A 14,467-nucleotide genomic window follows, 5' to 3' on the forward strand; every position below is an offset into this window, starting at 1 on the left:
TTCATCCACAAATACATTAAATTCGAATGCGGTAGCGGGTTTGCCATCAATTAAAAGAGAGTCATCCGCTTTTTTGCCTTTAGCAGCCACTGCGTTAAACGGTATGGCGTCGTTATAAATAAAGCTGTTAGCGTGTTTGCCAAATAAACTATTAACGCTATTTACTATGTCGGTGCTTGAGCGAAAGTTAGTACCCAGCGTAAATTGCTGATCAGTCTGTACAGCTTCTTTTGCGCCAATATACGTAAAAATATCCGCGCCCCTAAAGCCATAAATAGCCTGTTTAGGGTCGCCTATCATGGCAAGCGTGGTATTTTGTTGCCCATAAATTTTACTAAAAATACCGTACTGAATCGGATCGGTATCTTGGAATTCATCAATCATGGCAACCGGAAACAACTGCGCAATTTTTTGCGCCAGTACGTCGCCTTGCTCGTTATTAAGCGCACTGTGTAAATTGGTCAGTAAGTCATCTGGGGTGATCACGCTTTGCTCTTGCTTGCGCTTAACTATTGCGGCTTTTACCCAGCGTGCTGCATGTTGTACAACCGCTATTTTAAGCCCTTGGTTTATGGTGTTGTTAAGGGCGGCAAGCTCGTCAAATTGACTCAGTAATGGATGCAGAAATAATGGCTGATTTTTTTTATAGTTGCCTGCATCGCTTAAGTTTTCTGTACTCCACACTTCAAACGAATACTTGCTAGTGCCAAATTCAAAAAACAAATCACCGCCTAAACAAAATGCCTCAAGCGCACCAAGGCTGCCTTTTCGTGCTGGCGTTTTAGACCCGCTTAAACCCGAGCCTTTTATAGCACCTATAAACTCTTGCTCTAACACCGCTTTTTTAAATGCAGGTACACGTGTTATGTACTCGTCACGCGCCTTCCATACATCTTCTAATTTTATTTGTGGCGTAATGTGCGCATTAGCTTTGTTTAAAATGCTCGCCACTTGAGCGAATAAAGCCTCGGGTGCGGCAAATACATCTAAAATAGCATCGGTGCGTTCTTTGTTAAGTGGGTATACAAACGCACGCCAAAAATCTTTAATAGTTTCGAGCAGTATGTCGCGCTCATCTAAAATAAATTCGAGATTAAACGCCACACCCGACTCAAACGCATGTTGTTTTAGCATNATGGTAAAAATAGCGGCTTCGTCCATTGATTTAGCAGCTGCATCGAGTAAATCAAAAGCACGGTGTTTATCATCAATTTTGGCAATTACGCCTTCAATGAGTTCGTCATTTGGGTCTTGCCCAAGCAGTGCGTCGCGTGCAGTAATAATTCGGCTGCGTACGCGGTCTTTAATTTCTTGGGTGGCGGCGTCGGTAAAGGTTACAACCAAAATTTGCTCAACACTGAGCGGCGTATTTAACTCACCTTCTATTTGCATGCCTAACAAGTAACGTAAATACAGCCCCGTAATTGTATAAGTTTTACCAGTACCCGCACTGGCTTCTATTAAACTTTGACCAATGAGCGGCATAGTAAGAGGATTAAGCGCTTGCATGGTCACTCTCCTTTGCGTGTTCAAATAAAGGCGTGAGCAATTTATCACTCCATTTTATAAATTCTTCTTGGCAGTCGTTTAGCGATTGCACCGTTAAGCGAATATACGGGTTTTCGCCCTCGCCTCGCCCTATGTATTGCGGGCTAAATTTGCTCATTGCTTTTGTTATATCGCCGCCGCTTTTAACGTACTCATAACCACTTACCGGAAAAAACGGCACAGGCTCTGCGCGCAGCGCTTTGTATAACTCAAACCAATCGGCTAATAGTGCATCGGCATCGGCTTTGCTTATGGGCGCAAAGGTAATTTGCTTATCAAGCCCAAGTAACAATGTTTCTACTTGTTGATCCATACTTTGCGCTGCAAGGTGATAAATAAAGCCTTTAATTAAATCTTTCGCTTTAATACTGGCGCTGCGATAAAACACTTGTTTTTGCAAATAAACATGATTTAGCCAGCCCTCTATTTTGGTGCCTTCAATGGTAAGCAAAACTTCTATCGGCTCACTTTTCCCGCCTTTAATGTGCTCTTTTACTTGCCCTGCAAGCGCGTCAACTCGGTGCTCCATACTTTCAAATATGAGGCTGCCTACATTGGCTTGAGGNCCCCGCTGCAGTATTTGCTCGGTACTCAGTGGTTGCTCGTTTATATTGGCTTTAAGTATTTCATCAAGGTAAAAATAACGGCGCAGTGCATCTAGGCTAAATGGTTCTTCGTCTTTTGCTACTTCGTTAAATTGTGGCAGGCGTAAACCTAATGTTTGCTGATAAAAGCTCTCTTGTGCGCTGCACACACTTCTAATAAACACATCGAGATCTAGCTGCTCTGGCACAGTCACATCAAGTGCAATAACTGGCTCTGGTTTAATTGACTCACTTGGCAGCCAAATTGGGTTGTAACTGTGGTTACTCAGCACAGTATTAGCTTGCTCATCGGCTAAATAATAATGGCTATTAAAGGGCTGTAAATGCTGCTGATTGATTAGACATGCGGGCAGCGTTTTTTCACTCTTTTCGTTTAATACAAAACTACGGCCAATATATTCTAACAGCTCACTTACAAGCGTTGATGGCATGCGCGGTTGGTTATCAAAACACGAGCGACCAATGTAACTCATGTATAAGTTGTCGCGGGCACTCAGTAGCGCTTCTAAAAATAAATAACGGTCATCTAATTTACGTGATCGGTCACCTTTTTGCTTTTTAGAATAAGGCACTAAATCAAAACCAATAGGCTGTACGTTACGCGGGTAGTCGGCATCATTTAAGCCCAGCATACATACCACTTTAAATGGCACGGCGCGCATGGGCATAAGCGTACAAAAGTTTACTTGCCCGACCAAAAATCGCTGCCCTACGCCTTTTTCTTGAATGCCTTGTTTAATTAAATAACTAACAATACGCTGCGAAACCGCTTTGCTGTAATCACCGTTGTCGTGGTGTTTTTGTAACTCTTCAAGCACGTTTTGAAGTACTAATAAATCCCAGCTGTCGTCGCTTTCACTTTCGTATATGGCGTTTAATAGCTCGCTTAAAATATGCGCTTTATTAGTGAGCGTGTCATCAGGCGTTAGCTGCTCTTTAAAGCTTTGCAGTACATCAATAAAGTGCACGAGCTTATTGAGAGTATCAAGCGCCATGCCTTCTACTTCATCAGCGCTGTAAATACCGTTAAACGGGCATTGTTCGTCGCGCATGGCAATACCAAGCAGTAAACGGTTGAGCCCATGTTGCCAGGTATTTAAATCAATAGCGGGTAAATCAAAGCTGCTTTTATGCGCTGCGTTTATACCCCATTTAACGCCTACACGTTCAAGCCAGTATTGAATTTGCTCGTATTCGTGCGCTTCAAGTCCAAATTTTTCGGCTATTTGCGTCACTTGTAATAAATCGAGAATATCCGACACACCAAAGCGCGAAAACGGTAAGTTAGCTAAACTCGCAAATGAGCTAAGGACAGGCTTTTCTTGTTCTATGGCTAAATCGGCCAATGCATAAGGAATAAAGCGGCTGCCTTGTGCCCCGCCAAATACGGCTTCAATGTAGGGGCTGTAAGTGCCTACATCGGGCATCATGACAATTATGTCTTTGGGGGTAAGCGTTGGGTTTTGATTAAATAAGTTAAGTAAGTAGTCGTGCAAACGCTCAACTTCTCTGAGCGGTGTATGGCAATCGCTGAGCGTAATACTGGTATCGGTTGCGCTGATTGGTAATTTACCTTCGTCGTTTATAAACCACTCTTTGTTATCGGTCAGCGATTCACCTTTAAACGCAAGCTGATAAATCTCGCTTTGTACTTGCCCTAGTAAGGTGTCGTCAAACACATCAATAAAACCATCAATCCAACGGGCATCTAGCTGTACAAGTTGTTCAAAATAGTCGCGACCTAATTTCCCCCACGACGATAACAACGGATTACCTATAAAGTAGTATTCTTCATCTGGATTGGTTTGTTTTTTTTGTTGCGCTTCCACCAGCGGCATTTTAGCGTATTTAGCGCTTATTTTAGCTGCTGTTTTTTCATCTATAATATCGCCCCAGTAATGCTCACTTGGGTTAAAAAAGAATAATATAACCTCGGTTTTTTTACTCAGCGCTTCAAATACGTCTAGCTGGGAGCTGGCAATCGCCGATATACCAAATAAGCTAATGCGTTGTGGCAGTAAGCTATTGTCCATCGTCTCAAGTGCTGCAAGTAATTGCCCTTGCATGTTAGCGCGATGAAATTGGCTTTGCCCAAGCTCTTGGCTTAGTTTTACAATGCGTCGCCATAAATCAGGTTGCCATGGGGCAATGGCTACATCTACGTCATCAAGCTCATCTTTGCCGCTATCCCATGTGGCTATCCAGTGCGGTCGGTACATTAAATATTGGTCATACACATCGGCTATTTTTTCGCACAGCGCAAAGGTTTTTTGCCCGTCAATATCGCCCTCTAAATAGGTTTTTAGCGGCAAATATAACGGCTCGTCAATACAGTTTGGTAAAATTGCAAACAGTTTCCAAGCAAGGTTGGGTTTATTAAATGCCGACTCTTTAGGGACATTTGGCAGCAATTGCTGATACAACTGCCAAATAAAGCTCGACGGTAGCGGAAAATCGACCTGCGCTGCAACCCCTAAGTTTTCGCTCAAACCTATTTTTAACCACTGCGACATACCCGGCGATTGCACTAGCACTACTTCTTTGTCGAACGGGCTTTGCAATGGGTTTACTTTTAACAGCTGGTGGAACTGCGCTTGCAGGGCTTCCATCCGGTTTGATTGAATAATATTTAGCATATAACACTAACCTTGCTTGAGATAAAACCAGTGTAAGATATTTTCAATATTAGGGGTAGCGCAAACGGGTAATTGGCTTTAATAAATCAGAGAGTTAAGAACTAATTTACAGATTTTTATACGCACAGCATCTATTTTATATACTGTGCGTAGTAGTGAGTTTATTTATAAGGGCTAATACTTGATAAACTAAAGTCACTTTGCATTATTACTTCGCCATCAATGCCTTTTAATTTAAGTGAAATAGTGGGATCAGTTTGCTGCCAGTCTATGCTTAAATCACCATAATTTACGTTATGGGTAAAATCCCCTACTCGGTGTTTGTTAGGGCTTACATCTTTCCACTTTTCAGTTAAGCCAGAGCTGGTCATCTCAATTAATGGGTAATCAAGGTTTTGCTGATACTTTGATACTTCACCCCAGTGCGTATCGCCGCTGATGATCACTACCCCATTTACTTTATGCTTTTTAATCAATGCAAATAAACGGTTTCTATCTTCAGGAAAGTTTGCCCATGACTCCCAACCTGTAAAGTCAGGTAAAAGCTGTAAGCTTGAGGCAATCAATTTTATTGCAGCAGGCTTTTTAAGCTCTTGTTCAAGCCATTGCCACTGGGCTTCACCTAGCATTGATGCGCCCTTCACTTCATTAGGACTATACGGGCCTTGGTTATTTAACTTACGCTTAGTGTCGTATTCAAGCTCACCTACATGGTTTAGCGCATCACGGTTCCAACGTAAATCAGGCATTATTACTTGTATGGTTTGCTCATTTTCACCATACATGTACGAGGTATAAATTCCATCAGGACGAGTGCGACGCGCTGAGTTTACAGGTTCATCCCAAAAATTAAGCATAATTTGGCGTGATTGCTCTTTATGCGGATACTCTTTACCTGCATCGTTTTGGCCATAATCGTGGTCATCCCACATAGCAATGATAGGCGTTTGCGCTTTTAACGTTTTAAAACCAGCCTTTGCCCCTAAACGTTGGTATTTTTCGGCAAGTACATCCATATCGTTGGTATCGCCATAAATATTGTCACCCAAAAATATAAACAAATCCCCCTGCTCTTTGTTAATTGTATTAAATATGGGTATGTTTTTATCTTGATGACCACACGAACCAAATAGAATTTTAGATGGCGCGGCAGTAACACTTGCGCTAATAACCAAACTCAGCGCCAAGGCAGATAGGGTTAATGGTTTTAATAGGTTCTTCATTTTAAAATCTCGCTAATAGCTGGCGCCATATTTGAATTTATTTCATTTGGATTCTGCCCAAGAGCCTTTAAAACGGTCGCTGCTATTTGTACTTGTTTAAGCTCATTTTCAGTTTTAATTAAGCCCCGTCCTTTTATTGCGGGGCCGATGGCTGCAAGCCAAATATGTTCAGAGCCGACAATTCCTTCTGGGTAGGTATTTTCACCTAACTCTAGCTCAGCAAGTGCACGTTTAGAGCTGTGATGTTGCCAATCATTGGCATTATTGCCACGGCCGTGATCAGTAGTAATAATTAGTGTGGTGTTATTTTTATAACCCGCTGTAGTTTGAATAGTTGCCCATAAGTCTTTTATAAACGCGTCACTTTGCCTTGCCGATTTAAGGTATTGATCGTAATGTCCATCATGCGCAAAGTCATCGGTTTCGCCTAAACTTATCACTAACAACTTAGGCTTTTTAGCCAACATATACGCTTTAGCAAAGCGATATGTAAAACTGTCTAGTCGTACGTTATACCAAGGACTGGGGATTTCGTTTTGTAGCGCATTTAACAGTGGCGCATCAGTGAATAAATTCTCTTCAATTGACATAAAGCCTGCATTTACATACACGTTACTGCGCTTAGTATTTACAATATATGGGAATACATCCCAACTACCAAATAAGGCTGTGCTATCTTTAAACTCAGGTAACTTATCTAAACGCTCTAAAATAGTTTTATTTGGGTTGAGCACTTTGTTGTTACTATTTATATTTTCGTCAACTTCACCGGTGAGTATTTCGTTATAACCAGGGTATGAAAAATACCACGGGTTACTTACCGACATAGTAGAGCCGTTAGCTCTATCGCCAATTATAATCCCTTTTTTAGCCACTACTTGCGTTAAAAAAGGCATTAGTAATTGCTGGCGCTCATTTGCTGTTTTTGCCCAAAACTGGGTCTTTAATTGCTCTGGCTTTTTAACAAAATCAGTATTATTAATTAAGCTATTATCAGCCCCATTAAATACTTCTTGCCAGCGTACTCCATCAAGCGTTATCAGCACTACATTTTGCGCAGCTGTTGCAAAGTTACTCGCTAATACACTTAAGCTAAATAGTGTTACTTTTGTAATCGTTTTCATCGCGTTTGCGCCCTTTCATAAAATAAAGCCCATCAATGATGGGCTTTATTTTAATTCAATTACTAAAACCTAATTAAAAGTCAGCGGTAAATGTAACTGCTGCGGTGCGAGGCGCACCAATGTAATAAGTAGAGCCGTTACCGGTACCACCTGCTAAGTAGCTTTTGTCAGTAACGTTATAGACAACAAACGATACGTCAATGGCTTTAAACGGGCCTGCATCTACGTCAGTTGAATAACCTGCATTAAAATCAAGTACGGTGTAGCCGTCTACTTTATTACGCGTGCGAGTGTCTTCGTCTTGCCATGCGCCTAAGCGCTCACCGGTGTATTTAGCCGATAAACCAACACGAAAGCCATCGCTAAAGTAATCGGTAGATACAACAAATAAATCTTCTGATGAATCTATTATGCTGTCGCCTTTTCTAAAGCTCGGTGCTACCTCATTACCACTTTCGTCTTTTAATATTACACCCTGTGAATCGTATGCATTTGGATCATCAGATGAATACTCAGAACTGCTATTAGTATACGACGAATACACGCTCCAGCTTGGTGTTAACATATAGCTTGCTGCAAGCTCGAGCCCATTTGAGTCAATACCCCCTACATTTACGTACGAGCCATTTGTACCAATCGTGTAATCAATGCCGTCTGTGCCACTACCAGGAGCAATAAAGGTAATGCGGTTATCAAACTTAACACTGTAAGCCGTTGCTGTAAGAGTTAATCTGTCGGCTTGATAACGTACACCAAAGTCTATATTGTCTGCAGTTTCTGGCTCTATGTTTGTAAGTGTTGAGCTGTCTCGCTCAAGCACACCGTCTTTTATTGCGGAAAAATTCTCGCTGTAACTGGCAAATAATTCTGTGCTGTTATTTAGCTGATACAATACACCCCCGCTAAATAACACGTCTGAGTCGCTATCTACTTTATCTGATCTTTCGTTAGCAAAGTGGTCGTACTTTTGTAATTCAACTAAATACTGTTTTGCACCAATATTTAATGTTAAGTCACCAAAATTAATCGAGTCTTGTAGGTACCATTTGAATGTATCGGTATCAAAAGTGTTTTTGTATTGTGTCCAGTAAGGCGTGCTATCAAAGTGATGATAAATACGCGCATCAATTACTTTGTGCCAATCACGCGACTCGTCACGCTCGCTTTGCTCATACCAAAAGCCCGCTTCTATATCGTGATCACCAAATGTAGCTTGGTAATTTGCCGTTACACCTAAGCGATCTTTGTTGTAATGCGTATGGCGGTAAGACATAACCGGCGTTGCTGTTGCATCGTAACACGCAGGATTTAAACCAGGACCCGACTCCCATGGCCAGCTCAAACTTTGCGTACAATCGGCATTTGGTGCAAGCGGATTGCCTTCACTATCAGCAAAACCATAAGAGCCTGCATTAGTGCCGCCCTCGGTTGTTGGCTCGCCATTTTCATCAACGGGCGTTGTTAAGTAAGGTGGGATCCAATCGCCACGACCTGAATTTTTATGATAATAAGGGCTAACGGTTAATAATGAGGTTGGCGAAATCGCGTATTCAAATTTTAAATAGCCTAAGGTATTTTCACGAAGCGTCCCCCACCCTTCTGCAAACATTTGGTCAAAATGCGGAACTCCCGTCCAATTCCATGTAAGCTGATCCCAATCGGGTGTTTGTTCAAACTGCTCAAGGCTTACGCTGTTATAGTTTGTCTCGCTTACATCATCGTAAGATAAACGACCAGTAAGTGTTAAGTCGTTAAAATTAGATACAAACTTAAGCTCAGCGTGTTGGTTGTCTTTACCCCCATTACTGCCAGAACCAATCCAGCGGCTTNCTTGTATCTGTTTGCGAGTAACTTACGTACGCTTGTGTGTTATCAAAAACAGTGCCTGTTTCGTGTCTAAAGTAATAACGCGTGGCATCGTGGCTGCCTGAGGTATAAGCAAAGGTAGTGCCTTTTTCAAGGCTTGGGTCTTTACTTACAAAGTTAAATGTCCCGCCTAGTGCTTCAAGTGAAGCCGACTTAATATCAGACGTACCTTGACCTACTTCAACCGTTGCCAGGTTTTCGCTATCTAGGTAACGGTTAGCTTTAGCACCACCGCCATAATTAGAGCCACCATTGGGAATGCCATCAACGGTCATACCTAATTGTTGTTGGTTCCCATCAATACTAAAACCACGCATGGTGATTGTAGTAGACCAATCGTCGCCACCAAATGCATCACCTTCATTTATGCTAATACCTGGTAAGTTATCAATAACCGATAATATGCTCGATACCGAACTTTGTTGCTCAAGCATTGCAGGCTCAATAACATTGTTAGCGTAGCTGGTTGGTTTAGCAACCACGGTTACTTCTTCTATTGTGTTGTCGTTAGCATAAGTAGATGTTGATACCGCCATGGCAATTGCCATGCTCAAAAGCGATTTGTTTTTTAAAGCGTACATTGTTGTCCCGTTTGATTTTAATTATGAAATATGAAAACGCGGACAGTATGAATTTTAAATATGACAACGAGGATGAACTTTATTTACATAAAAATTAAACAAATATGGAAGATTTATGGCGGGAATATGTACAAAAAAAGACACCCAAAGGTTTAACTTTGGGTGTCTTAATTATTTTCTAGAACTTATTACAAATAGTAATTTATTTCAATTGTGCAAGCATTTCATCGCTGTATGGTACTAACTCTTCACCGTTTGCAATTTTGCTAATGTAATCTGGGTTTGCAATAAGTGGGCGACCAATAGCGATTAAGTCAAACTTAGCATCGTTAATAGCCTCTTTTGCTGACTCAAAACTATAACTACCTACGCCTACTAATGTACCTTTGTAGCCTGCACGTAAAAATTCAGAGATGCTTTTGCCTTCAAGCGAGTCAAAGCGCATGCTGTCGTCAAAAATACCGCCGTGTAAGTACGCTAATTCTCTGCTTTCAAGTTCTGTTAATAAGTAATCAAATACCGCTTTATCGCGGCTATCTTCGCTCATATTAAAGTAAGCACCCGGTGTTAATCTAAGTGCAGTACGATCACTGCCTACAGCTGCAATAACCGCATCGGTTACTTCTAGTGCAAAACGCGACATGTTTTCAGGCGTTTGACCATATTCGTCGCTGCGTGTATTTGCAGCGTAATGTAAAAATTGGTCCACTAAATAACCGTTAGCACCGTGAATCTCTACCCCATCAAAGCCTGCTTCAATTGCGTTTTCAGCAGCTTTTGCGAAATCAGCAACTAGACTTTTAATATCATCAGTAGTGGCTGCTTTTGGTGTGATGTATGTAAGCTCACGCATACGAGGGACAGAGCCTTCAACGCCAATTGCTGATGGAGCAAGTACATCGCCATCAAAAAAGTGAGGGTGTGCAACACGGCCAACATGCCATAGCTGTGCAAACATTTTGCCGCCATTAGCGTGCACAGCGTCAGTTACTTTTTTCCAACCTTGAATTTGCTCGCTGGTAAATAAACCCGGAGTATTTGGGTAACCTTGTCCATCTGGACGAATAATAGTTGCTTCGCTAATAATTAAACCGGTTTCGGCACGGCGAGCATAATATTCAACCATATCTTGTGTTGGCACTAAGTTATCATCAGCCATGCAACGCGTTAATGGCGCCATAAGTACGCGGTTTTTAAGCTCAATCGTGTTATTTAATTTAAACGGAGCAAGTAGATCAGTTGTCATTTTTCAATCCTTCATTAAGTATATGCTTACTACAATGTGGCCTTTTTGCAAACATTCAAGTTTATTTTTGAATGATCGCTCAAATTAGTGAGAAATTATACTGATCAATCTACAAATTAGATCTGCATTGCTGAAATTAAATAGCAACTTTTCAACACTCTGTCATATAACTCGATATACTTGTGTGCATATAATTTAGATATAGTAATTAAAAGTGAGCTAATTATGACAACGCCAAATTTAAGCGAAGAACACGCAGTAATTTTAGGACTTGGAGCAAAAAAACGCCTAGCCTATATGTTCGAAACCGTACAACAGTTCAAGCAAGTATGGATTTTAAACGATGATGATGGCTGCGTTATGCTTGCCAACGAAGATGACGACTGTGTGCCAGTGTGGCCAACTCGTGAATTTGCAGAAGCATGGGCAACTGGCGAATGGGCTGGCTGCAGCGCTAAAGCAATCCCACTTGCTGACTGGTTTAGTCGCTGGACACCGGGTCTTGAGGAAGATGACTTACTTATTGCTGCCTTCCCTACAGAGGAAGATGATGGCACGATATTGTTTTCAGATGAGTTTGAAAAACAATTAAAAGCGCCAAAGCAAAAATATTAAGGCTCAAAGACCAAATACTCAGAGTTCTAAAATTTATAAACGCGGCACTTAATTTAGTAGCCGCTTTTTTATTTGCAATATCTAAAATTCAAATAAGCCTGCGTAATTGCATCTGGATTTTCTACTTGCGGATAATGCCCCAGCTCTACAAACTCTTGTACGCGCGCATTGGGAATAAGCTTTTTATAATGCTCAATCATGTACTTACCAGAGATGGGGTCTTCTGCGCCTACTATAAACGTAAGTGGTATATTGCTATTTATGATGGCACCAACCCAACGTTCTCGGTTTTGCTGCCTCTGCTTTATATAACTGATAAGTTTAGGCATAACGGCTAAACCATCTTTATAAATTAGCAACTCCCAAAGTGTGTCTACCACTTGTTTTGAAGGCGGTGTACTTTTACTAAAAATAGTAACTAAATTATTGGCAAATTTTTGTTTATTCATTAATTTTGGCACTACCCAACCTAGCTTTGAAAGTAAAAGCTTTTGTATAAATAAGGGTTTATGCACCTCAGGAAATAACCCACCATTTAAAAAACACACACTGTTTATTTTAAAGTCACTTTGGCTAACGACTTGCCTTGCTAACAACTCTTGAGCCACAGTATCACCATAATCATGAGCTAGTATGTGCACGTCACTAATATTTAAATGCTTTAAAAATTTCGTGTATAAGTCGGCTTGCTCGGTAATTTTATAAATAGCGTTTATTGGTTTATCTGACAAACCAAAACCTAGCATATCGAGCGTAATTACAAAATAATGTTCACTGAGGGCTTGCCACATACCTTCCCAATCCCAGCTAGCACTTGGAAAGCCATGTATTAAAAGCAGCGCAGGCTTAGTTATATCACCAGCTATTTTTGTAAAAATTTGATGGCCAGAAATATGAGTAAATTGGCCCTGTGATTGCCACTGTTGAAGAGAAAACATATATTAGCTTAATTTTTATTATTTATTTGTTAGTTTTATCATAAAGATAATGAAAAAAGGAAACAAAACCAATGCATAAAATTTGCATTGGCTTATTAAAAGTCATGTTAAAATTTAATAGTGTAATCTACATAAACTCGATGGTCAGCTCTATCGCCTTTAACACCATCAACACTGCCTGATTTTTCGGTTGTATAATCTACAAATAACCAACGTAAGCTTAAGCCTTTTATTTTCTCAACTTTATAGCGAGTATCTACAGCCCAATATTTTTCGTCGGCTGTACCACCTAGCTTACCCAATGCAGAGTTTTCAGCATCGCTGCCGTCTGTGTAGTAAAATTTAGTTGTTAAGCCAGGCGATACTGCTTTCAAATCAATTCCTAAACGAGCTTGCCATGATGTTTCATTTTGGTTTGTTAAATCGGCACCAATTAATGAGCGAGTTGGAAATGGGTTTGTACCATGATCGCCACTAAAGTTATCTTCAATCCAAGCATCACTTACTTTAGTAAATGCCGCACCTACACTCCAAATATCTTTTTTCCAATCAGCATCTAAGTAATAGGCAAATCCATCGTTTTCACTTTTAGTTAAACCTGTTAATGCGCCAGTTGCATCTTCATCATCTAAATCGCCGCCCTCTGCACCTGTTACAAATAAATCACCATCATCTTGTGAGGTAAATATGCCAGTTGAAAGGGTTAACTTACTTTGCTCAAGTTTAATGTCGTAACTGATTTTTAATCCCATTTTACTTAGATAATTGTGCGAATTTAAATATTCAGCCTCTAATATTAGATTGTCTTTTTTATGCGTAGCACCTACGCCCCAAATTACGTTAATGGCGCCTGTTGCCGATTGATCGGTAGAAAAGTCTTCCCATCTATCATCGTGTCGACGGCTCCATTTGTCGTAAACGTAACCATATAATTTAGTGTTGCCAATTTTGTAATCACCAAAAACACCTCTAAAAGTATTAGGAATAGCCCGGCTCCCAGAGCTTTTAAGCAACATACTTTTGGTTTTTTGCCCGCCCACTTTAACGTGACCGTTGTTGCCCAATTTAAAATCTAAAAAATATTGCCCAAATTTAGAAAAGCTATCGTCAACTCCACCGCTCTCATTACCTGCTGGCAAAATATTACCTGCGGCTGAACCCGTAGAATTAATATCCATCACGGTGTAAGTCGATACACCCACACTCACTAAATCGTTTATATAACCCGATGTGTAATTGAGCTCTATACCTTGAGCAAAAGTTGAATCGTCACTTGCGTCGTTATCGTAGTCACGGTCAAAATAAATTGATCTAAGTTTTATATTAAATTCATCTTGTTCTGTCAGCCCATTAAGAGCGGCATACGAAGGAATAGAAATACATGTTAATACTGCGCCTGTTGCCGCAAGTAATTTAGATACTCGGTGAGCCATAGTTATCTCCGTTACCTTGTTTTGTTTAAGTTTTAACTGTGCAGTGCATAGCAGCGTGTATTTTTTCGACCTACACGGTAAACATGTCATAAGGTAATTACATTTTAAGTAATCACGTTTTCTTTCACGCTACTAAAATATAGAACAATATAAGTTTTTAATGTTTTAATTTTCATATTATAAAATATTAAGTGTTTGTTTTGTTTCGGATGAATTATAAAAGTAAGGTGAGCATTGTCTCTTGCTTACTCGTACCTATGACGATAGTTCTCTTTAAAAGCGTCATAATATTGGTTAAATTTTACTTTATTTAAACTTAACAAAGTAAAGTTATAAGCAAAAACTAAAAGCTATCCGTTGTTTTTTGAGCACCTAATATTCACTAAAAAATCGATAAATATAAAAATCAGCACCTTTAGCTAATACTTTTGTTGTTCGCTATAAAGTAGCAAAAAACATAAAAATTATTATATTTATATACATGTTCGTCTTATCTTGGTGAGTAAAATCAACTTTTTACACTCCTCCTACTCTAAATCTCTATAAAATATATACATTCTAATTAATAACAAAGTTGTGTCTTGAATAATAGGTGCTATATTTGTCACGTTATTAAAATAGAAACACACCTACTGCGACTCATGAAAAAGGA

General features: G+C 40.2%; 8 protein-coding genes and 1 pseudogene. 1 reads left to right on the forward strand and 8 read right to left on the reverse strand.

The window, feature by feature from the left end:
• The 6 genes and pseudogenes from L654_RS0124490 to L654_RS0124515 form a co-directional block, all read right to left on the reverse strand.
• Nucleotides 1-1,509: UvrD-helicase domain-containing protein (locus L654_RS0124490; RefSeq protein WP_024609323.1), on the reverse strand; the 1,509-nt coding region annotated here is incomplete at its 3' end.
• Nucleotides 1,496-4,789 carry an exodeoxyribonuclease V subunit gamma gene (gene recC, locus L654_RS0124495; protein ID WP_024609324.1) on the reverse strand — a complete coding sequence of 1,098 codons (3,294 nt, stop codon included), beginning with the start codon at nucleotides 4,787-4,789 and terminating at the stop codon, nucleotides 1,496-1,498. The genes L654_RS0124490 and recC, both read right to left, overlap by 14 nt.
• Before the next feature lie 161 nt (nucleotides 4,790-4,950).
• The gene (locus L654_RS0124500) at nucleotides 4,951-6,012 is read right to left on the reverse strand and encodes an alkaline phosphatase D family protein (RefSeq protein WP_024609325.1); all 1,062 of its coding nucleotides are present in this window, start codon (nucleotides 6,010-6,012) and stop codon (nucleotides 4,951-4,953) included.
• Entirely contained in the window at nucleotides 6,009-7,136 is a 1,128-nt protein-coding gene (locus L654_RS0124505) for an alkaline phosphatase family protein (protein ID WP_024609326.1), read from the reverse strand. The genes L654_RS0124500 and L654_RS0124505 overlap by 4 nt, the downstream gene beginning before the upstream one ends.
• A gap of 73 nt (nucleotides 7,137-7,209) precedes the next feature.
• Nucleotides 7,210-9,583 (reverse strand): annotated as a pseudogene (locus tag L654_RS01000000126805) (TonB-dependent receptor).
• Nucleotides 9,584-9,785: 202 nt separating this feature from the next.
• Nucleotides 9,786-10,829, reverse strand: a complete 1,044-nt coding sequence (locus L654_RS0124515; protein ID WP_007585611.1) for an alkene reductase — start codon at nucleotides 10,827-10,829, stop codon at nucleotides 9,786-9,788.
• A 225-nt stretch (nucleotides 10,830-11,054) separates the two neighbouring features.
• Here L654_RS0124515 and L654_RS0124520 point away from each other — a divergent pair, with 225 nt between their 5' ends.
• A complete protein-coding gene (locus L654_RS0124520) occupies nucleotides 11,055-11,444 on the forward strand; it encodes a DUF2750 domain-containing protein (protein ID WP_007585609.1) in 390 nt (129 codons plus the stop codon).
• A gap of 68 nt (nucleotides 11,445-11,512) precedes the next feature.
• Here L654_RS0124520 and L654_RS0124525 read toward each other — a convergent pair whose 3' ends face one another.
• Entirely contained in the window at nucleotides 11,513-12,382 is an 870-nt protein-coding gene (locus L654_RS0124525) for an alpha/beta hydrolase (RefSeq protein WP_024609327.1), read from the reverse strand.
• A gap of 107 nt (nucleotides 12,383-12,489) precedes the next feature.
• Nucleotides 12,490-13,815, reverse strand: a complete 1,326-nt coding sequence (locus tag L654_RS0124530; RefSeq protein ID WP_024609328.1) for an OprD family outer membrane porin — start codon at nucleotides 13,813-13,815, stop codon at nucleotides 12,490-12,492.
• Between the last annotated feature and the right edge of the window lie 652 nt (nucleotides 13,816-14,467).

This window comes from Pseudoalteromonas sp. TAB23 (genome assembly GCF_000498075.1).
Classification (GTDB): Bacteria; Pseudomonadota; Gammaproteobacteria; order Enterobacterales; family Alteromonadaceae; genus Pseudoalteromonas; species Pseudoalteromonas arctica.

What these genes read in the sequence shown, in the direction of transcription:
- L654_RS0124500 (WP_024609325.1), bottom strand. Translation starts at nt 6,012, where the DNA reads ATGAAGAACCTATTAAAACCATTAACCCTATCTGCCTTGGCGCTGAGT.
- L654_RS0124505 (WP_024609326.1), bottom strand. Translation starts at nt 7,136, where the DNA reads ATGAAAACGATTACAAAAGTAACACTATTTAGCTTAAGTGTATTAGCG.
- L654_RS0124515 (WP_007585611.1), bottom strand. Translation starts at nt 10,829, where the DNA reads ATGACAACTGATCTACTTGCTCCGTTTAAATTAAATAACACGATTGAG.
- L654_RS0124520 (WP_007585609.1), top strand. Translation starts at nt 11,055, where the DNA reads ATGACAACGCCAAATTTAAGCGAAGAACACGCAGTAATTTTAGGACTT.
- L654_RS0124525 (WP_024609327.1), bottom strand. Translation starts at nt 12,382, where the DNA reads ATGTTTTCTCTTCAACAGTGGCAATCACAGGGCCAATTTACTCATATT.
- L654_RS0124530 (WP_024609328.1), bottom strand. Translation starts at nt 13,815, where the DNA reads ATGGCTCACCGAGTATCTAAATTACTTGCGGCAACAGGCGCAGTATTA.